At 35.1% G+C, this 18846-nt stretch carries 18 protein-coding genes, 3 tRNA genes and 2 pseudogenes; 16 read left to right on the top strand and 7 right to left on the bottom strand.

What is annotated here, in order from left to right:
• From ACM55F_RS18645 to ACM55F_RS18620, 6 genes and pseudogenes are all read left to right on the top strand, one after another.
• A pseudogene (locus tag ACM55F_RS18645) lies at positions 1 to 114 on the top strand (IS982 family transposase); the annotation flags it as partial.
• 27 nt (positions 115 to 141) lie between these two features.
• Positions 142 to 903, top strand: a pseudogene (locus ACM55F_RS18640) (Abi family protein); the annotation flags it as partial.
• A 156-nt stretch (positions 904 to 1059) separates the two neighbouring features.
• On the top strand, positions 1060 to 1377 hold the full coding sequence (gene trxA / locus ACM55F_RS18635; RefSeq protein WP_035668578.1) for a thioredoxin: 318 nt from the start codon (positions 1060 to 1062) through the stop codon (positions 1375 to 1377).
• A gap of 494 nt (positions 1378 to 1871) precedes the next feature.
• Positions 1872 to 2822, top strand: coding sequence for a DUF58 domain-containing protein (locus tag ACM55F_RS18630; protein ID WP_416855315.1), 951 nt, complete (start codon positions 1872 to 1874; stop codon positions 2820 to 2822).
• An 87-nt stretch (positions 2823 to 2909) separates the two neighbouring features.
• Positions 2910 to 2983, top strand: a tRNA-Asp gene (locus tag ACM55F_RS18625).
• 170 nt (positions 2984 to 3153) lie between these two features.
• Positions 3154 to 3227, top strand: a tRNA-Asp gene (locus ACM55F_RS18620).
• A 61-nt stretch (positions 3228 to 3288) separates the two neighbouring features.
• On the opposite strand, the gene ACM55F_RS18615 is transcribed toward ACM55F_RS18620, so the two are convergent.
• Entirely contained in the window at positions 3289 to 3789 is a 501-nt protein-coding gene (locus ACM55F_RS18615; protein ID WP_416855314.1) for a DUF456 domain-containing protein, read from the bottom strand.
• Between the two features lie 51 nt (positions 3790 to 3840).
• Here ACM55F_RS18615 and ACM55F_RS18610 point away from each other — a divergent pair, with 51 nt between their 5' ends.
• Complete coding sequence (locus ACM55F_RS18610; protein WP_416855313.1) at positions 3841 to 4230, top strand: hypothetical protein; 390 nt, start codon at positions 3841 to 3843, stop codon at positions 4228 to 4230.
• A 42-nt stretch (positions 4231 to 4272) separates the two neighbouring features.
• Positions 4273 to 4749: a hypothetical protein gene (locus ACM55F_RS18605; protein WP_416855312.1), complete on the top strand. Its 477-nt coding sequence runs from the start codon at positions 4273 to 4275 to the stop codon at positions 4747 to 4749.
• Positions 4750 to 4875: 126 nt separating this feature from the next.
• On the opposite strand, the gene ACM55F_RS18600 is transcribed toward ACM55F_RS18605, so the two are convergent.
• The gene (locus tag ACM55F_RS18600; RefSeq protein ID WP_416855311.1) at positions 4876 to 5976 is read right to left on the bottom strand and encodes a glycosyltransferase family 2 protein; all 1101 of its coding nucleotides are present in this window, start codon (positions 5974 to 5976) and stop codon (positions 4876 to 4878) included.
• 10 nt (positions 5977 to 5986) lie between these two features.
• Entirely contained in the window at positions 5987 to 6970 is a 984-nt protein-coding gene (locus ACM55F_RS18595; RefSeq protein ID WP_416855310.1) for a hypothetical protein, read from the bottom strand.
• 23 nt (positions 6971 to 6993) lie between these two features.
• Here ACM55F_RS18595 and ruvC point away from each other — a divergent pair, with 23 nt between their 5' ends.
• The 6 genes from ruvC (at position 6994) to ACM55F_RS18565 (ending at position 11323) form a co-directional block, all read left to right on the top strand.
• Positions 6994 to 7548, top strand: coding sequence for a crossover junction endodeoxyribonuclease RuvC (gene ruvC, locus ACM55F_RS18590; RefSeq protein ID WP_073205242.1), 555 nt, complete (start codon positions 6994 to 6996; stop codon positions 7546 to 7548).
• 65 nt (positions 7549 to 7613) lie between these two features.
• Positions 7614 to 8759 carry a radical SAM family heme chaperone HemW gene (gene hemW, locus ACM55F_RS18585; protein WP_416855309.1) on the top strand — a complete coding sequence of 382 codons (1146 nt, stop codon included), beginning with the start codon at positions 7614 to 7616 and terminating at the stop codon, positions 8757 to 8759.
• 98 nt (positions 8760 to 8857) lie between these two features.
• The gene (locus tag ACM55F_RS18580; protein WP_416855308.1) at positions 8858 to 9637 is read left to right on the top strand and encodes a cyclase family protein; all 780 of its coding nucleotides are present in this window, start codon (positions 8858 to 8860) and stop codon (positions 9635 to 9637) included.
• Positions 9634 to 10065 carry a GNAT family N-acetyltransferase gene (locus ACM55F_RS18575; protein ID WP_416855307.1) on the top strand — a complete coding sequence of 144 codons (432 nt, stop codon included), beginning with the start codon at positions 9634 to 9636 and terminating at the stop codon, positions 10063 to 10065. The genes ACM55F_RS18580 and ACM55F_RS18575 overlap by 4 nt, the downstream gene beginning before the upstream one ends.
• A 20-nt stretch (positions 10066 to 10085) precedes the next feature.
• Positions 10086 to 10457, top strand: coding sequence for an MmcQ/YjbR family DNA-binding protein (locus ACM55F_RS18570; protein ID WP_416855306.1), 372 nt, complete (start codon positions 10086 to 10088; stop codon positions 10455 to 10457).
• Positions 10458 to 10615: 158 nt separating this feature from the next.
• Complete coding sequence (locus tag ACM55F_RS18565; protein ID WP_416855305.1) at positions 10616 to 11323, top strand: PH domain-containing protein; 708 nt, start codon at positions 10616 to 10618, stop codon at positions 11321 to 11323.
• A 73-nt stretch (positions 11324 to 11396) separates the two neighbouring features.
• Here the strand turns inward: ACM55F_RS18565 and ACM55F_RS18560 are convergent, their stop codons facing one another.
• The 3 genes from ACM55F_RS18560 to ACM55F_RS18550 all read right to left on the bottom strand — a co-directional run bounded on the left by ACM55F_RS18560 (position 11397) and on the right by ACM55F_RS18550 (position 14743).
• Complete coding sequence (locus ACM55F_RS18560; protein ID WP_416855304.1) at positions 11397 to 12497, bottom strand: DUF4407 domain-containing protein; 1101 nt, start codon at positions 12495 to 12497, stop codon at positions 11397 to 11399.
• A 177-nt stretch (positions 12498 to 12674) separates the two neighbouring features.
• A complete protein-coding gene (gene pckA / locus ACM55F_RS18555; RefSeq protein ID WP_416855303.1) occupies positions 12675 to 14276 on the bottom strand; it encodes a phosphoenolpyruvate carboxykinase (ATP) in 1602 nt (533 codons plus the stop codon).
• An 80-nt stretch (positions 14277 to 14356) separates the two neighbouring features.
• Complete coding sequence (locus ACM55F_RS18550) at positions 14357 to 14743, bottom strand: DUF423 domain-containing protein (RefSeq protein WP_416855302.1); 387 nt, start codon at positions 14741 to 14743, stop codon at positions 14357 to 14359.
• Positions 14744 to 14950: 207 nt separating this feature from the next.
• Between ACM55F_RS18550 and ACM55F_RS18545 the strand changes: the two genes are divergently transcribed.
• Entirely contained in the window at positions 14951 to 16321 is a 1371-nt protein-coding gene (locus tag ACM55F_RS18545) for a saccharopine dehydrogenase family protein (protein ID WP_416855301.1), read from the top strand.
• Between the two features lie 635 nt (positions 16322 to 16956).
• Here ACM55F_RS18545 and ACM55F_RS18540 read toward each other — a convergent pair.
• Positions 16957 to 18345 carry a dipeptidase gene (locus tag ACM55F_RS18540; RefSeq protein ID WP_416855300.1) on the bottom strand — a complete coding sequence of 463 codons (1389 nt, stop codon included), beginning with the start codon at positions 18343 to 18345 and terminating at the stop codon, positions 16957 to 16959.
• A gap of 106 nt (positions 18346 to 18451) precedes the next feature.
• On the opposite strand from ACM55F_RS18540, the gene ACM55F_RS18535 reads away from it, so the two are divergent.
• Positions 18452 to 18533: transfer RNA gene (locus ACM55F_RS18535), tRNA-Leu, on the top strand.
• Positions 18534 to 18846: the final 313 nt, after the last annotated feature.

Raw genomic sequence — 18846 nt, 5'->3', positions numbered from 1 at the left:
GAAGGTTTTAGAACAAGAGTTTTGGCTAAAATAACAGCATTAACAATGGTACAATATATCAATAAATTTATCTTTCAAAGACCGATAAATAATATTAAAAATCAAATTATTTAATTATACCCAACGGGTAGGTTAAGAGCTTATACTTATCCTTTTCAAGATAATTCAAACGAAGATCATACTTTTATTACTAAAATTTCATTTGAAGAAATAATTGAATTGTATGTTTTTGATAGGCAATTGCGATTACTTCTTTTTGATGGGATTGAAAAAATAGAAATAGCTTTTCGGACTCAAATAATTTATCATTTTTCGATGGCTTTTGGTAGTTTTTGGCATTTGAAACCAGAACTATATCGTGACACAATGCGTTTTGTAAATCAACTAGATTCTCTTCAAAAAGAAGTGGATAGAAGTAATGAAACTTTTATAGATCATTATAAAACAAAATATACTCAACCTAGCGAGCCACCATGTTGGATGAGTTTAGAAGTTAGTAGTATGGGGTTGTTGTCTAAAATATTTCAAAACCTAAAAAAAGGAAACGAAAAGAAAATAATTGCTAATCATTTTGGATTATCTGATGCTGTTATCCTTGAAAATTGGATGCATTGTTTTTGTAATTTAAGAAATATTTGTGCGCATCATGGTCGGATTTGGAATAGAAGATTGTCAAAAATAAAACTGCCATACAACACTAAATTTCCATTTTTGGAAAATGACAAGATATATACAAATAAGCTTTATGCAACGATATGTTGTATAGAATACATTTTACAAATCATAAGTCCTAGAACAACATTTAAAGTAAGATTAAAAGAATTGATGTGTAATTGTCCTATGAAGCAAGAAAAGGAAATGGGTTTTCCTGAAAATTGGCAGAATGATAAACTTTGGAAATGAATTTTTAAACTTCAAATGAATAGCTCCTGCATTTACTGAAAATAGCAATTGACAATACACTTATAATCAAAACTAATTTATGAATGGCGTTTGATTAGTTTTTAATTTCTAAATTTGTACTCAGGTTTGAAACCTTAAACATTTAAATAAAAAAATATGGCATTAGCAATAACAGACGCTACTTTTGATGAAGTAGTTTTGAAATCAGACAAACCGGTAATGGTGGATTTTTGGGCAGCATGGTGTGGGCCTTGTAGAATGGTTGGACCAATCATTGACGAAATCAGCGAAGAATACGCTGGAAAAGTAGTCGTAGGAAAAGTTGATGTTGACGCAAACCAAGAATTTGCTGCAAAATACGGAGTGAGAAATATTCCAACAGTGTTGGTTTTTCATAACGGAGAAGTAGTAGGAAAACAAGTAGGAGTTGCTCCGAAACAAACCTACGCAGATAGTTTAGACGCTTTGTTGTAATCGGTAGATTATGATTTACATAGAATCTGTACGGATTCAGATAAAAGGTTTGGCGAAAGTCAGGCCTTTTTTTTGAATTAGAAAAAAGATAAAACACGAATTTCACGAATTAATTAGTGGAAATTAGTGAAATTCTATCTAACTCTTTTCAAATGTTTGGTTAAGTATTAGAAATAGTATTATGGTTTATAAAATCTGCTGAATCTGCAAAATCTGCGTGCTAAAAATTTTCACGCAGATTTTGCAGATTAGTGTAGTAGAAAATTTATTTTTTATTGTCCTCTTTGATAAGCCCATTTAACCACTGCGTATTTTCAGAGTTAGCAACTCTTTGTCAAAGTCCAACCACTTTCTTTAAATTCGTTTTTAACTTTTTCGGCGGTTTTTATAAATGTACTTTGTGGTATTTATTGAGATTTTTTAGCTTTCGAGCTGGTTTTCTTTTTGAAATCTTTTAATTTTAAAATCATTCTATCTTTTACTACATTTGAGAGATGAAGATCGAATCGCAAATAGAGAAAATTTCCAGTTTTCAGCATCTTGAATTGCTGGCCAATCAGGTTGTGGAGGGTTTTATTTCGGGAATGCATAAAAGTCCGTTTCATGGATTTTCGGCTGAATTTTCGGAACATAAAGTCTATAATGTAGGCGAAAGTACCAAACACATCGATTGGAAGTTATTTGCCAAAACGGACCGTTTGTATACGAAACGATTTGAGGAAGAGACGAATTTGCGTTGCCACATCATCATCGATAATTCCTCTTCGATGCATTATCCTAAATTAAAAGACGGTCAACAATTCTATGAAAATAAAATAGGTTTTTCGGTTTTGGCCTCGGCGGTTTTAATGAATCTTTTAAAGAAGCAGCGCGATGCTGTGGGACTAAGTGTGTTTTCGGACAAATATGAGTATTACGCGCCTGAAAAAGGCAGTGATCGCCATCACAGAATGATTTTGAATGCGCTTGAAGGGTTGCTGGAAAAAACTGCGGTCAAAAAAAGTACCGATACGGTTACATTCTTACATCAAATAGCCGAGAAAATCCACCGTCGTTCGATGATTATCCTATTTACGGATATGTTTCAGTCCGGTCCCGAATCCCGAAGTCTCGGGACGGGAGAAGAAGCGCTGTTCAATGCGTTGCAACATTTGAAACACAACAAGCATAAAGTGGTTTTATTTCACGTTGTCGATAACAAAACGGAGTTGAATTTTGACTTTGATAACGCACCGAGGAAGTTTATTGATGTGGAATCTGGTGAAGAAGTAGCTGTTTTTGCAGATAATGTAAAAGAAGAATACGAAAAACAGGTAGAAAGTTACTTCAAGAAGCTGGCGTTAACCTGCTCTCAAAACCGAATAAAGTACATTCCGGTAAGTGTAGGTGAAAGTTTCGAAAAAATTTTAATGACATACTTAGTTGAAAAACAAAACTTTGGGTGATACGGCAAATTTTTATCAAATATTTTTTCAAAAAACGCTTGTGTAAACGGAAATCTATTGTATCTTTGCCACCGCAATAAAGCAGCAGGTTTGGTAGTTCAGTTGGTTAGAATACATGCCTGTCACGCATGGGGTCGCGGGTTCGAGTCCCGTCCAGACCGCTAATATTGGGAGAAGCCTTTCATAACTGAAAGGCTTTTTTGCCCCAATAAGGTATCTAAAGCTAGTTGTGTTGTTTGCTACGAATTTGTAACTCGTAGCGGGTTTAGTAGTTAGACCAATGAAAAGCTTTCCACTTTTGTGGATAGCTTTTTTGATTAAAAATAAAGCAGGTTTGGTAGTTCAGTTGGTTAGAATACATGCCTGTCACGCATGGGGTCGCGGGTTCGAGTCCCGTCCAGACCGCTAGATTTAAGAAAGCCTTTCGTAACTGAAAGGCTTTTTTGATTTTAAGAACGTTTGTAAATTAAAATAACTCTGATTTATATTGCCATACAATAGTCAGAAACAATCCTAAATACATTACACAAATCACAAATTTCATAAAGCTGGAAGCCAGTAAACCAATGAATGATCCAGCTGCTGCTTTCAAAGCCCGTTTATGATCTTTAGAATCGAAAAAAAGTTCTCCAATTAAAGCGCCAACAAATGGGCCGATAATGAAGCCAAAAGGGATAGGAGCAAGAATTCCAACAATCAAGCCAATATTAGTTCCCCAAATGCCATACGAACTTCCGCCAAATCTCTTTGTTCCTTTAGCCGGAATCACATAATCCAAAACGGAAATAACAATTGTAATCAATAAAGCAATTCCTAAAATCCAATAGTTAGCCGGAACAGCATTCGTAAAATAAAGTAATGCCAATCCAACCCAACTCACACTTGGTCCAGGTAAAACTGGTAAAAAACTACCAAAAATGCCTAAAATTACACACATAAAACCAATAACCAAAAGCAGTACATCCATAAATTTATTTTTAGTAATTTTGAAAACACAAAAGCAACACGTAACTAGCTTATGAAAGGGATTAAATTAAGTATTCTATTTTCGATTATGTTCTTTTTCGCTTTTTCTTCTGGGACTGTAAATGCCCAGAAAAAAATTGTAAATAGCAATGATGCGATTTTAAAGGAAGCTATTTACAACGAGAATAGAGTAAAAGTATTAAATTTTTCTTTGAAAGAGTTTGATGCACTTTTTTTTGAGTTTTCCGATAAAAAATCAAATCCAAATTTAGTATTGACAAAGGAGGAATTCTATAAATATACGATTCAGATTGCTATTTTTTCAGATCGATTGGTGGCTTTGTATCCAGATCAAAAAGAAATTGCTATCGAAAACAAAAAGAAATGGTTTGCTAAAAACTACGAAGATTATTTGCTTTCGAAAGCATCTCAAAAAAAATAATTGTATTTTTATAGAATATTAGTCCAATTCAAAAACAAAACCTTGAAGCAGTATTACCTCTTTTTAGTATTTATATTTTTTAATTCCTGTCAATACTTTGACAAGCAAATTCCTTCGGAAAAGGAATTGTTGCAAAAGGAACTGAAATCAATCAACTGGAAAGAAGTCGATGAATACCCATCGGTAGTAGATTGTGAAAAAATAGAAGATAAAAAACAACGTCAACAATGTTTTTTCGAAGTTTTAACGCAGCTGATTCAGGAAAAATTGAGCGTTGATACCCTTTCGGTCCTCTATCCTGAACTGGATACAATTGAAGTAAAGGTTACTGTTTTTCCAAATGCAACGATGCAATTCGAGCCTCAATTTCCAAAAGATTCCGTTGCCTACGATAAAATCAAAATTGACAGTATTCTTAAAGTCCGTTTGGTTGATTTTCCAAAAATTAACCCCGCCATCAAACGCGGAATTCCTGTAAAAACACAATTTATTCTTCCAGTTATTCTTAAAGTAGAGTAGCTCTTAAAAGGATTTTTGAATGAAGATTAACGATTTTTGATTTCAGATTGATTTGCCGATTATTCCAAGTGTATTGACTTGTGCGATAGATCTGAAATCAAAAATCGTTAATCAAAAATCTTCAATCTAAAATTTTCTCCCTTTCCACTCATATTTACCAAGCAAAGAATACAAAGCCACACTCGTGCTAAAAAACGGATACAAAAAACTGCTCCAAACCAAATAGCGTATTTTACTTTTATTCAAAAAATGATTGGCTTTGTAAATCAAAATAACATCAACAGTAAATTTCAATAGGAATAACAAAAAAATATTTTGAAATGGAACCACACCGAATACCCAAAAGCTAATACCCAAAACCAAACCTAAATTTCCCCCGAGAACCAACAATCCCAATCCTTTTCCGAAAGTACTTTGATACGAACTTGTTTTAGATGCCCAACGTACTCTTTGATAGAATAGCGATTTCCAATCATCCAATGATTTTGTGATGACAATGTTATTTTCAGATTTCAAATAATGGACTTTTTCAGGAAACTGGGTGATCGCTTTTTGCAACAGGAAAACATCATCACCACTTGCAATTCTATCATTTCCATTAAAGCCATTTAGTTCCTGAAAAAAGGATTTGGTATACGCAAAGTTGGCGCCATTGCACATAAATCCTTTGTTGATACCAAAACTCCCAATAGTAGCGCCCTGTAAACTGGCTAAATCCAATTGCTGGAAATGATGCAAAAATGAATTACCACAATCATATGTTACCGCTCCTGCGAGCATGGAAACATCATGAAGCTGAATGTAATTATCCAGTGTCAATAACCAGTTTTTATTGACTGCGCAATCGGCATCAGTGGTGATAATCCAGTCCGTATTTACGATCTGCATCGCGGTTACAATTGCGTCTTTCTTAGGTGAATTCGAAATCCGAATGTTCTTTATAATTGAGACTTGAAACCTGAAGTTCGAAATCTGAAATCTTTCTTGAGATTCGTCATCGACCAAAATCACTTCGAACAATTCCATCGGATAATTCAACTTCGATAGACTGTCTAATAAAATAGGTAGATTCTCCGCTTCATTCCGAAAAGGGATTATAATCGAAAATTTTGTTTTTGGCTTTAAACCAATGTAATCAATTGTATTTACTTTGGTTAAACCATAAATCAAAAGTCCAATAAAAACTGCATAAATCAAAAGTGGCAAAAATAAAACAATTGTAATCATAATTATTTTATTAAGTTTTATCTCCCTCTCCTTTGGAGAGTCCCGAAGCTTCGGGAGGGGAGAGGATTTTAAAATTCATTACATAATAACTGCCAATAACTACCGGCAAAACCACATTCAGAAACCACATGAGTGTGGTCACAAAAATCACTATCCATTCGTTTACACCCAGAATTTCAAAGAAATACACGGCTACACTTCCTTTTACGGCAAAGTCTAAAAATTGGAAAGTAGGCAAGGAGGAAGCTAAAAAATAAACACTTGTGATTGTGGCAATGACTATTAAATAAGGCAGATCAACATCAAAAGCCAGAAATAAAAAATAATATTGGTGTGAAAAAACCAAGAAACGACAAAGCGCTAAAAAGATGTTTTTTTGATGAATGGGTTTTGGGATTTCGTTAATCTTATGAATCAATCTTTCGATGGAATAGCCTTTAATCGTGAATTTTTTCAAGAGAAAAGAAACAAGAAATACCAGTATTAGCAATCCAAAAAGGAGTGCGACGGTTTTTGTGGTAATCACATCGTATTGTGCATTGAAATACAATAAGCCTAAAATTCCAAAAATAACGGTCAAAATCATTTGGATTCCGTTGCAGATCAGGTTTAAAAAAATGACGTTTTTAGTGTCTTTTTTTTCAAAAAACAGTGTTTTTCCGGCATATTCCCCCACGCCGTTTGGAGTAAACAGTCCTGCAGTCAGTGCGCCAAGAACTTGTTTAGTTGCTTCGCCTAAAGCTATTTTATGGAGAAATCCTACCAAATTCTGCCATTTCAAAATTTCAAAAAACCGATTCAAAACACTTAGAAATAAAATGAAGACAATTCCACCAACTGACTGATTTTTCTGAAATAAAACGATGAATTTTTGCCAATCCAGTTTGTCGTTATTCGCCAATTGATTGTAAATAAAATAGAATGCGCCACCCACAATCAAAACTTTGATTATAAGAACGAGGAATTGCTTAGCTTTGTGAGGAATTGTAATCATTACTGCAAAATAACAAATTAAAATTGGCAAACGAGCGCATCATATTGGGAATTGACCCAGGGACTACGATTATGGGTTTTGGATTGATAAAAATTGTCAATAAAAAAATGGAATTTTTGCAACTGAACGAATTGCAATTGTCCAAATACGATAATCATTACCAGAAACTGAAAATCATTTTCGAACGGACCATTGAGTTAATCGATACCCACAATCCAGATGAAATTGCGATTGAAGCGCCTTTCTTTGGTAAAAACGTACAATCGATGTTGAAGTTGGGACGTGCACAAGGCGTGGCCATGGCAGCAGGACTTTCGAGAGATATACCCATTACCGAATACGAACCAAAGAAAATAAAAATGGCAATTACCGGAAACGGAAACGCCAGCAAAGAGCAAGTTGCTAAAATGCTTCAACAATTATTAGGATTGAAAGAATTGCCTAAAAACCTCGATAGCACGGACGGATTAGCAGCAGCTGTTTGTCATTTTTTCAACTCCGGAAAAGTGGTTGGGGAGAAAAGTTATACCGGTTGGGATGCATTTGTCAAACAAAACGAAGAACGAGTAAAAAAATAGTTTTCAGTTATCAGTGTTCAGTTTGCAGAACTGATCACTAGAAAGCTGACCACTGACCACTAATTATGTCAGGAATCTACATCCATATCCCATTTTGCAAGCAGGCTTGTCATTACTGCGACTTCCATTTTTCGACTTCAATGAAGAAAAAGGAGGAATTGGTTTTGGCTATTGCCAAGGAATTGCAAATGCGCAAAAGTGAGTTTGAGACTGATCCCGAATTCTCGGGAGTGGAAACTATTTATTTCGGAGGTGGAACTCCAAGTGTTTTAACTTCCGAAGAAATTAATTTCCTGATTGAAGCAGTTTATAGCAATTATAAAGTTTCTGAAAATCTAGAAATTACGCTTGAAGCGAATCCTGATGATTTGTCAAGGGAACGAATTCTCGAATTGTCCAAAAGCCCAATAAATCGATTAAGCATTGGGATTCAGTCGTTTTTTGAAGAAGATTTACAACTGATGAACCGCGCTCATAATTCGGCGGAAGCCAAAAAATGTTTGGAAGAAGCGACCAAGTATTTCGAAAATATTTCTCTTGATTTAATTTACGGAATTCCGGGAATGAGTAATGAGAAATGGAAACAAAATATTGAAACAGCGTTGTCATTTGGTATTCCTCATATTTCGAGTTATGCCTTGACGGTGGAACCAAAAACGGCATTGAACAAACTGATTCAAACCGGAAAAATTACTGCACCTAAAGATGAAGTTGCCCAAGAACATTTTGCTATTTTGGTCGAAATGCTCGAAGCCAATGATTTTATTCATTATGAATTATCGAATTTTGGAAAGGCCAATTATTTTTCTAAGAACAATTCGGCGTATTGGTTGGGGAAAAAATACATTGGAATTGGTCCTTCGGCACACAGTTATAACGGGATTTCCCGAAGTTGGAATGTTTCGAATAATTCGATTTATTTGAAATCCATTCAAGAAAATAAATTGCCTAACGAAATAGAAATCCTTTCGACAGCTGATCGATATAACGAATATGTTATGACGGGTTTGAGAACCATTTGGGGAGTCTCTTTGGATAGAATCGAAACTGAATTTGGGAATGCATATTTGGAGTATCTTAATAAACAGGCTCAAAAATTCCTCGAAGACGATTTAGTTTTTATTGAAAACAACATTTTAAAACCTACCAAAAAAGGAAAGTTTTTGACGGATGGAATTGCATCGGATTTATTTTACTTAAATTTGGAATAGTTAAAATTCGCCACAAAGACACAAAGGCACAAAGAAATGAGTAAAGTTTGATACGAATCTTTGCGCCTTAGCGCCTTAGCGGCATAAAAAAATAATTTGTGTTAGCAACAATCAAACATAACAATCAAACCATTGAGGTCGATCTATCAAAACCAATTGATATTTCGATTCCGTTGACGAATACTGATGAAAATCCAATTGCTTGGTATATCGATAAACCAGTCATTGAACCCGTTGTTTTTGGGGAATGGATTGGTAAAGTTTCGGAAGGAAAGTCATCTACCAATTTTAACAACATTTTTTTTAATCCACACGGGCACGGAACCCATACCGAATGTCTGGGGCATATTACACGAGAATTTTACAGCATCAATCAGTCGTTGAAACAGTTTTTCTTTTCGGCAGAATTGATTTCGGTTGTGCCAGAAAGACAAGGTGAAGATTTGGTGATTACTTTGGATAGCATCTCGACTGCGCTCGATGTGACATTGAAGTTAGGTATTCCAAGAGAAGCGATTGTCATTAGAACAATTCCCAATTTAGAATCAAAAAAACATTTAAAATATTCGAATACGAATCCGTCTTATCTGGATGAGGCTGCTGCGCGTTTCATTCGCGAAAGTGGGATTAAGCATTTACTTATTGATTTGCCAAGTGTCGACAAAGAGCATGATGAAGGTAAATTATTGGCGCACAAAGCGTTTTGGAATGTAAAAGATGTCAATAATCTGAATGCAGATGCCCGATTGGATTGCACGATTACCGAGATGATCTTTGTTCCAAATGAAGTAAAAGATGGAAGTTATTTGTTGAATTTGCAAATTGCTTCTTTCGAAAATGATGCGAGTCCAAGTAAACCGATACTATATAAAATATGATATGCTCCGCCAGTTCGCCTTATGGGCTCGTGTCCGTTTCAACAGATAAAAATAAGCTAGACGTTCCGTTTATTCAACAGTTTCTGAAAGATATTTATTGGGCTGCAGGACGAACAATGGCCGAAGTTCAAATTACAATTGATAATTCGTTTTGTTTCGGAATTTATTTAAATGACAAACAAATTGGTTTCGCACGAGTTATTACGGACTATGTCGTTTTGGCCTATTTAATGGATGTTTTTATTGCTGAAGAACATCGAGGTAAAGGATATTCCTCTATTTTAATAAACAGTATGATGACGGAGCCTAAACTAAAAGAGGTTAAAATTTGGCGATTAGCGACATCGGATGCGCATTTTTTATATGAGAAATTTGGTTTTACAGCATTGGAAAATCCAGAAAAAATGATGGAAAAGAAAATAATTTGACTTAGAAATAATTTTAAACGATGAATCTAGAAACGTATTACGAATACTGTCTTTCTAAAAAAGGAGTGACCGAACATTTCCCTTTTGATGAAGATACTTTAGTCTTTAAAGTAGGGGGTAAAATATTTGCTTTGTCGTCATTAAGCCAATGGGAAAAAGGACAGCCAGCAGTGAATTTGAAATGTGATCCGGAGCGCGCTCAGGAATTGAGAGCTGAATATGATGCTATTCAACCGGGATTTCACATGAATAAAATGCATTGGAACACGATTGCTGTAAATAGAGATGTTCAAGATGCCCTTTTCAAAGAACTGATAGATCATTCCTACGAATTGGTTTTCAAAAGTTTAACAAAGAAAATGCAGAGCGAAATTCAAGAATTAGAAAATTAGGCATTACTTTTGCGAAGAAAATCAGAATAAAAATTATAAACACATACTGAGTAAATTCAGCATATAATATGAAATGAGCATAATAATAATTCGATGTAAATACCATTTGGTGTCTGCGAATTACATATGACCATAAAAAAAGCAATAGAAAAAAGCATATGAAAGAACAATTTAAGAAGTTTTTAAACGAAGAACAAGATTCTAAAGCCATCGAAAAAATCGCTTCAAAATTGAGTGATTTATTGATGAAGAATGAAGAAATCGGGTATATTGCTGTTCAAAAAAAACCAGCTATTACCGTTTTACCGGATAGTATTGTGATGACCAATAAAAGAATCATCATTTGTCAGCCAAAAAATCTGGGACTTTCCATGAATTTTATCGATTACACTTGGGACGAGATAGAAGGAACTTTTGTGAAAGAAAATATTCTGGGTTCAGAGTTTTCTTTTACGACGAGAACCAATATGGAGGTTTCGATTGATTACATCCCTAAAATTCAAGCTCGAAAAATATTTACTTACGCCAAAGAACAATTGGATATTTTGAAAGGTGGCGCTGTTTCAAATGCACCAATAATGGAGGAAGTTGCGGTTCCAATTGAAGAAGTGGAAGTTATTGAAGAAATGGAAACGGAAGAAGTTACCAGTTTTGCTGAAATAATGCCAGTTACGCCACCAGTTTATACTATGGAAAACGAGCAGTTTAATACTCCGGCTGAAACTCCAAAGGAAAATGGATTAAGTGGATTGTCGCAGGATGAACTTTTTGAAAAACTGCAGAATTATAAAAAATTACTGGATAACGGATTGATTTTGCAAGGCGAATATGATGCTTTCAAAAAAGAAATTTTGAGTTATATGTAATTTATAAGTTAGAATTTATAAGTTTAAAAAATAGAAAACCCGACATGTTTAAAGCTTGTCGGGTTTGTTTTTATTATAAAGTTCTTTTCTGTTTTTCTACAAAATTATGGGCTTGCAATTCCAGCAATTCAGTCGCTTTCTTGCGCTGCAAGTCGTATAGGTTTTTATCTTGGGCTATATCTTCATAGACTTTATCGTGCATAGAAGCACTGGTTTTCACCAGTAAACTTCGTTGGTATTTGTCTTGCTCCAAAGTAGCTTTTAGAGCCGTTTCCAAATCTTCCAGTTTAAAATCATATTCTCCTTTTGGGGATAACAATTTAGCAATAATTGGGGAAGTTTCGATTGCCAGAAATAACAGCATGATAAAAAAGGAAGGCAACCAAGGTAATTTATTCAACGCATTGATTCGTGCCATTAAACCGTCAAATCCATCAATTATGGGTTGGGTTTCGGTTACTTTTTTGTCTAAATCTGCTTGAAGTGTTTTAGATTTCAGCTCCATTTCAGCAATTTTGGCTAAGTTGGTTTTTTGTAAAGTATCCAGTTCTTTCTTAACCAAATCATGTTTGGCTATTTTTTCTTTAAAAACGGGGCCTTTGCCTAATTTTTTGGTTCCGGCGGTTCCTTCGGCCTCAGTAATATAGGTTTCGTAGAGCGTATTGACTTCTTTTTCCTTCTTGGTGATTTCTGATTTTAAACTCGCTATATTAGCTTTATTTTTGTCTAAATCCGATTTGAAATAATTAGCCACTTCCTTTTTGTTGTTTAAGGCCATAGCGTTTTTCTCTTTCAATAAAACGGTATTAATCTCTTTTTCGAAGATTTTAATTTCCAATGGTTTTGAAATTACTATTGCAATGATTACTGCCAAAATAATTCGGGGTGTAGCTTGTAGAAATTCACTTCCAAATTGGTCTCTTTTTCGGATGGTAGAAACAATAAAACGATCTAAATTGAAAATAAGTAAACTCCAAACTAATCCAAAGAGTAAAGCAGGATACACATTGTCGAAAACAGTAAAAAGCGCATACCCACTGGCAATAAAAGCCATGACAGCAGTAAAAAAAACAGTGGCGCCAATACCAACATATTTGGTTTGTTCACCTTCGGAACAACCTTCAAGGAGGTTTTTGTCGGCTCCGGAACAGAGGATGAAAAATTGTTTTAACATGATTGATTGAGTTTTTGATTGATTTGTCAGTTCGCCTTTCAGGCTCGTGTGATGATAACAAATTTAACGCCAAATTTTAGATAATGGTATAAATAGTTGGTTTTTGGTTAGTAATTTTTAGGCATAAAAAAAGCCGTTCATGACGAACGACTTTTTGGTTTTTGAATTAATAACAACTTATGCTAAAGGAGCTCCTGCCATAATTTCGGCATTAGCAAATTCTTCAAATTTGGCGAAGTTAGCTTTGAATTTCTGTGCTAATTCAACCGCTTTTTTATCGTATAGCTCTGGATCTTCCCAAGTATTTCTAGGATTCAATATTTCGCTGGGAACATTCGGGCAAGATTGTGGTTTTGCAATTCCAAATACTGTGTGATTTTCATACGCTACAGCATCTAATTCTCCGTTTAAAGCAGCGGTAATCATAGCACGAGTGTATTTTAATTTCATTCGGCTTCCTATTCCGTAAGGTCCGCCTGTCCAACCAGTATTGATCAGCCAAACTTTTACATTAGAATCTTTCATTTTTTTGCTTAACATTTCAGCATATTTTGTTGGGTGTAACGGCATAAAAGGCGCACCAAAACAAGCAGAAAAATTAGGTTGTGGCTCCGTCACACCAGCTTCAGTTCCGGCAACTTTTGCCGTATATCCTGAAATAAAGTGATACGCAGCCTGACCAGGTGTCAGTTTAGAAATTGGAGGTAAAATACCAAAAGAATCTGCAGTTAAGAAGAAGATGTTTTTTGGATTTTTTCCAATAGAACCCGGCTGAATGTTATCAATATGATAAATTGGGTAACTCACTCTGGTATTTGGTGTTATGGAAACATCTTGAAAATCTACTTCGTTAGTTCCGTCTTTGAAAATTACATTTTCTAAAATAGCTCCTTTTTTAATGGCTCTGAAAATATCGGGTTCGTTTTCTTCAGAAAGGTTTACTACTTTGGCATAGCAGCCTCCTTCAAAATTAAAAACGGTGTTTTCATTCGTCCAGCCATGTTCATCATCTCCAATAAGTTTTCTTTGTGGATCCGCTGATAAAGTTGTTTTACCGGTTCCTGATAAACCAAAGAAGATAGCGGTATCTCCTTCATCACCCACATTAGCGCTGCAATGCATTGGTAATGTGTTTTTAAAAACAGGCAAGATAAAATTCAAAGCAGAGAAAATTCCTTTTTTCATTTCACCCGTATATCCTGTCCCACCTATTAAAACTACTTTTCTTGTAAAGTCTAATATGGCAAAATTGCTTTGACGTGTGCCGTCAACTGCTGGATCTGCAAGGAAACTGGGTACGCAAAGTAAGGTCCATTCCGGAGAAAAGTGTGCAAGTTCTTCAAGATCTGGTCTCAAAAACATATTGTAGCAAAATAAATTTGCCCAAGCGGTTTCCGTGACAACTCTCACATTTAATCTGTAATTAGGATCTGCACATACATACGAGTCTCTAACGAAAACTTCTTTATGGGATAAATAAGCAGTAACTTTTTTGTATAAAGCTTCAAATGCATCTGATTCGAAAGGAATATTTACTTTTCCCCACCAAACTTGGTTTTCAGTTATGCTGTCTTTTACAATAAAACGATCTAATGGCGACCGTCCGGTATATTCACCTGTATTAATTGCCAATGCTCCTGTAGAGCTCTCCACTCCTTGACCAGATTTTATTGTAATTTCATGTAATTCGTCTGGGGATAATTGGTAATTAACTTTTGCATTTTCAATTCCTAAGTCTTTTAACGAAATCGATTGCGAGATAAGGATGTTATTGTCCATAAATTTGATGTTGTGTGTGTTTGTTTTATAGACTGCAAAAGTAGAAATTATATTTCAGATAGGATTTGATTATCTTGTTTTTATGATTTTTTATTAATAATATTCAGTAGTAAAACTCCCCAGGCCAGTATTAATAGGAGCCCGCCGATGGGTGTCACAAATCCGATGACCTTAAAATCAAAAGAAGTCAGACCATTTGTTGCCAACAAATAAATCGATCCTGAAAATAAAATCACTCCAAAAAGAACTAAAAAATAGATTGTTTTTTTTGCTTTTTGGGACAGGTCATTTGTTAGTCCAATAAATAATAAAAAGATAGCATGGTACATTTGATAGCGTACTCCGGTCTCAAAAGTGGAAAGTTGTTCCAGAGACAGTACTTTTTTTAGGGCATGTGCGCCAAATGCTCCTAAAATTATCGCTATCATCCCAAATATCGCTGCTGTTGAAATTATTTTCTTATCCATTTTTTTAATTTATTTTCTATACAAAAGTATCTCTTATCTAATCATTGTAAAAGAAATTCTCAAAATTCTTTTTTGAGGCTTGATTTTTATATATTGTACATTTTAGTATTTTTTAACGCTTCAATTAAATTATTTTTTTGTTTTTTAATGAATTCTATTTGTTGTAAATACAACAATTTTGTACTTTTGTGTTATAAATGTAAAAAAATGAGAACAATTTTAATCATTGGGGCAGGAAGATCAGCTTCATCTTTGATCCATTATCTTTTAAATAAATCTGAAAAAGAGAATCTGCATCTCGTTATTGGTGATTTGTCATTGGCTTTAGCCCAAAAAAAGATAGATAATCACCCCAATGCAACGGCAATTGCCTTGGATATTTTTGATGAAAATCAAAGAAAAAAAGCCATACAAATTGCTGATATTGTAATTTCAATGTTGCCCGCTCATTTGCATATTGAAATCGCTAAAGATTGTATTATGTATAAAAAGCATTTGGTTACCGCTTCTTATGTAAGTGATGCCATGCAGGAATTGGATGCTGCGGCCAAAGAAAACAATCTGATTTTCATGAATGAAATTGGACTTGATCCTGGGATAGATCACATGAGTGCGATGAAAGTTATTGATGAAATTAAGGACAGAGGAGGTGAAATGCTTCTTTTTGAATCCTTTTGTGGTGGACTAGTAGCCCCTGAGTCTGACACGAATCTTTGGAATTATAAATTTACCTGGGCACCGCGCAATGTAGTTCTTGCTGGACAGGGTGGTGCTGCCAAATTTATTCAGGAAGGAACCTATAAGTACATCCCATATTGCAATTTATTCCGCAGAACGGAATTTCTTGACGTGGAAGGTTATGGTCGATTTGAAGCGTATTCAAATCGGGATTCCCTAAAATACAGAAGTGTGTATGGTTTAGATAATGTGCTTACTTTATATAGAGGAACTATTCGAAAAGTTGGTTTTTCTAAAGCATGGAATATGTTTGTCCAATTGGGAATGACAGATGATGGTTATATTATGGAAGATTCTGAAAACATGACTTATAGAGAATTCGTCAATTCTTTCTTGCCGTATCATCCAACGGATTCCGTAGAAATCAAGACTCGTTTGATTCTCAAGATTGACCAAGATGATATTATGTGGGATAAGCTTTTGGAGCTGGATTTATTCAATAGCAACAAAAAAGTTGGTTTGAAGAATGCTACTCCGGCACAAATACTGGAAAGAATATTGACCGATAGTTGGACACTTCAACCGAATGATAAAGATATGATTGTTATGTATCACAAATTTGGGTACGAGTTAAATGGCAAAAAAGAGCAAATAGATTCTAAAATGGTTTGTATGGGTGACGATCAAACCTATACCGCCATGGCAAAAACTGTTGGTTTACCAGTTGCTATGGCTACATTGTTAATATTGAATGGTAAAATTACCACTTTGGGAGTGCAACTTCCCATTTGTAAAGAAGTGTATTTGCCTATTTTGAAAGAATTAGAAGAATACGGTGTTGTTTTCAAAGAACAAGCAATGCCCTACTTGGGATATAACCTGAATAAAGTTTTTAGTTAGTAGTTTTATTTTAGATTTTTTAGTTTGATAAATCTGCAGCTCTTGATAAACTTGGAGAGTTGCGGATTTTTTTTCGTACTTCACTTATCCAATAAGGATTCTTTGGGCGTGACCCTCCGTAAAACTTTGGGTCGGGTAATTCGTTACAAACGAAGTTTACTGAACTCCAATAAAAATAACGAATAGGTGAAGTAATCTCCCGAAGAAAAATCCGGAGGATTTTTACTGCTGTCTCTCACGCAAATAAGCAGTCTAACAAAAAAGATGTATACTTATTAGGAGTGCGTAAAGTATCCAATTGACTCGAAGATTCTACCCCGAAAAGTGTTGTTGTGTATGCTGTGAAAATGTGTCTGACTTTTGCGCCCACAACAATGAGCAATTAACATTAGTAAATGTAAACGGCATATATGATTGGGTACAAAGTCAGGAGACTTTGCCAGCATGGTCGCTTATCCATTCTTATTATGCAAATTTTGAGTGAAGATATTTTGGCTGTGGGGATGTTGCGTTAAGGATTGCAACGGAAAGCCTGACCCGCCTTTTTTTAGCGGGAAACGCCAAAAAAAATCCGCTCATTGGAGAACGGATTTAAATGAATTTTCTTTGGGACTTAGTGTCTTTGTGGAAAAATGCTACTTACTCAACTCCACAAAATATTTGTAAAACAACGGAATGGTTTCAATTCCTTTCAGGTAATTGAAGATCCCGAAATGTTCGTTTGGCGAGTGAATGGCATCGCTGTCCAATCCAAATCCCATCAAAATGGTTTTGCTTTTCAGTTCTTTTTCGAATAATGCTACGATTGGAATACTTCCTCCGGAACGCACGGGAATGGCCGGAACGCCAAAGGTTTCTGTATATGCCATGTTTGCGGCTTTGTAGCCAATGCTGTCTATTGGGGTTACGTATCCTTGTCCACCATGATGTGGTTTTACTTTTACAGTAACGCCTGCTGGGGCAAGGCTTATGAAATATTTCGTGAAAAGTTCGGTGATTTCCTCCCAATCTTGATTAGGAACCAAACGCATCGAAATTTTGGCGAAAGCTTTGCTTGCAATAACGGTTTTGGCACCTTCTCCGGTGTATCCGCCCCAGATTCCGTTGACGTCCAGCGTAGGACGAATGGAATTTCTTTCGTTAGTTACATATCCTTTTTCGCCATAAACGTCATTTAAGTCTAAAGCTTTTTTGTAATTTTCTAAATTGAAAGGTGCTTTGGCCATTTCGGCTCTTTCTTCCAAGGATAATTCTTCTACATTATCATAGAAACCAGGAATTGTGATGTGATTGTTTTCGTCATGAAGAGAAGCAATCATCTTGGCCAAAACATTAATGGGATTGGCTACTGCACCGCCATACAATCCGGAATGCAAATCACGATTAGGTCCTGTAACTTCGACTTCGACATAACTTAATCCACGTAAACCGGTCGTAATAGAGGGTTGCTGATTTGAAATCATTCCGGTATCAGAAATTAAAATCACATCATTTTTTAGTTTTTCCTGATTGCGTTCCACAAACCAACTCAAACTTTTAGAACCAATTTCCTCTTCACCTTCAATCATGAATTTTACATTACAAGGTAGAGTATTCGATTGTACCATATATTCCAATGCTTTTACGTGCATGTACATTTGGCCTTTATCGTCACAAGATCCTCGGGCAAAAATGGCACCTTCAGGATGAATATCGGTTTTTTTGATAACTGGTTCAAAGGGTGGAGAGGTCCATAATTCCATAGGATCTGGTGGTTGAACGTCATAATGACCGTAAACGAGAATCGTTGGCAGTGATTTATCAATAATTTTTTCACCGTATACAATTGGATAACCCGGGGTATCGCAAATCTCTACAAAATCGCAACCTGCTTTTTCTAAACTTACTTTTACAGCCTCGGAAGTGTCTATAACATCTTGAGAATAAGCAGTGTCGGCGCTTACTGATGGGATTTTCAATAATTCAATTAATTCGTCTATGAAGCGGTCTTTGTGTTGTTGAACGTATGATTTTATATTTTCCATTATTGATTTTGTTTGTATTTCAAAAGTACAAAAAAGAGTATGAATATTTTTTGTGAAATTTACTTTGAAAATTGGAAGTTATGTTTATCTTTGCACCCACAATTGCGCGGATATGGTGAAATTGGTAGACATGCCAGACTTAGGATCTGGTGCCGCAAGGCGTGTAGGTTCGAGTCCTATTATCCGCACTTTAAAAACCCTTTATTCGTTGAAGACAACGTTTAAAGGGTTTTTTATTTTTATCTCTTTTCTTTTTGAGAAAAAGTTTGGATCAATCCTAAAACCTTTGGAGGAACATAAATTAAGCGTAAATATTTGCTTTGGAATTTAATTTATGATTGTTATATTGATTCATGTGAGTTTGAAATTAAAATAGCTTATTAGAAATATCATTTGGGCGTTCCCCATTATAAAAAAAGAGGCAATTATCGTTATAGGTAATTGCCTCTTTTTTATAATGGGTCGGGCTATTCGCTTCAAGTCCTCAAAAAATTCCATTTC

Origin of the sequence: Flavobacterium melibiosi (genome assembly GCF_048158545.1) — a bacterium.
GTDB lineage: Bacteria > Bacteroidota > Bacteroidia > Flavobacteriales > Flavobacteriaceae > Flavobacterium > Flavobacterium melibiosi.
The sequence above is the reverse complement of the archived record's forward strand: the minus strand, read 5'-3'. Positions and strand labels throughout refer to the sequence as shown.

What these genes read in the sequence shown, in the direction of transcription:
- ACM55F_RS18550 (WP_416855302.1), bottom strand. Translation starts at nt 14,743, where the DNA reads ATGGATAAGAAAATAATTTCAACAGCAGCGATATTTGGGATGATAGCG.
- ACM55F_RS18570 (WP_416855306.1), top strand. Translation starts at nt 10,086, where the DNA reads ATGAATCTAGAAACGTATTACGAATACTGTCTTTCTAAAAAAGGAGTG.
- ACM55F_RS18575 (WP_416855307.1), top strand. Translation starts at nt 9,634, where the DNA reads ATGATATGCTCCGCCAGTTCGCCTTATGGGCTCGTGTCCGTTTCAACA.
- ACM55F_RS18545 (WP_416855301.1), top strand. Translation starts at nt 14,951, where the DNA reads ATGAGAACAATTTTAATCATTGGGGCAGGAAGATCAGCTTCATCTTTG.
- ACM55F_RS18540 (WP_416855300.1), bottom strand. Translation starts at nt 18,345, where the DNA reads ATGGAAAATATAAAATCATACGTTCAACAACACAAAGACCGCTTCATA.
- trxA (WP_035668578.1), top strand. Translation starts at nt 1,060, where the DNA reads ATGGCATTAGCAATAACAGACGCTACTTTTGATGAAGTAGTTTTGAAA.
- ACM55F_RS18565 (WP_416855305.1), top strand. Translation starts at nt 10,616, where the DNA reads ATGAAAGAACAATTTAAGAAGTTTTTAAACGAAGAACAAGATTCTAAA.
- ACM55F_RS18560 (WP_416855304.1), bottom strand. Translation starts at nt 12,497, where the DNA reads ATGTTAAAACAATTTTTCATCCTCTGTTCCGGAGCCGACAAAAACCTC.
- ACM55F_RS18595 (WP_416855310.1), bottom strand. Translation starts at nt 6,970, where the DNA reads ATGATTACAATTCCTCACAAAGCTAAGCAATTCCTCGTTCTTATAATC.
- pckA (WP_416855303.1), bottom strand. Translation starts at nt 14,276, where the DNA reads ATGGACAATAACATCCTTATCTCGCAATCGATTTCGTTAAAAGACTTA.
- hemW (WP_416855309.1), top strand. Translation starts at nt 7,614, where the DNA reads ATGTCAGGAATCTACATCCATATCCCATTTTGCAAGCAGGCTTGTCAT.
- ACM55F_RS18600 (WP_416855311.1), bottom strand. Translation starts at nt 5,976, where the DNA reads ATGATTACAATTGTTTTATTTTTGCCACTTTTGATTTATGCAGTTTTT.
- ACM55F_RS18630 (WP_416855315.1), top strand. Translation starts at nt 1,872, where the DNA reads ATGAAGATCGAATCGCAAATAGAGAAAATTTCCAGTTTTCAGCATCTT.
- ACM55F_RS18610 (WP_416855313.1), top strand. Translation starts at nt 3,841, where the DNA reads ATGAAAGGGATTAAATTAAGTATTCTATTTTCGATTATGTTCTTTTTC.
- ACM55F_RS18615 (WP_416855314.1), bottom strand. Translation starts at nt 3,789, where the DNA reads ATGGATGTACTGCTTTTGGTTATTGGTTTTATGTGTGTAATTTTAGGC.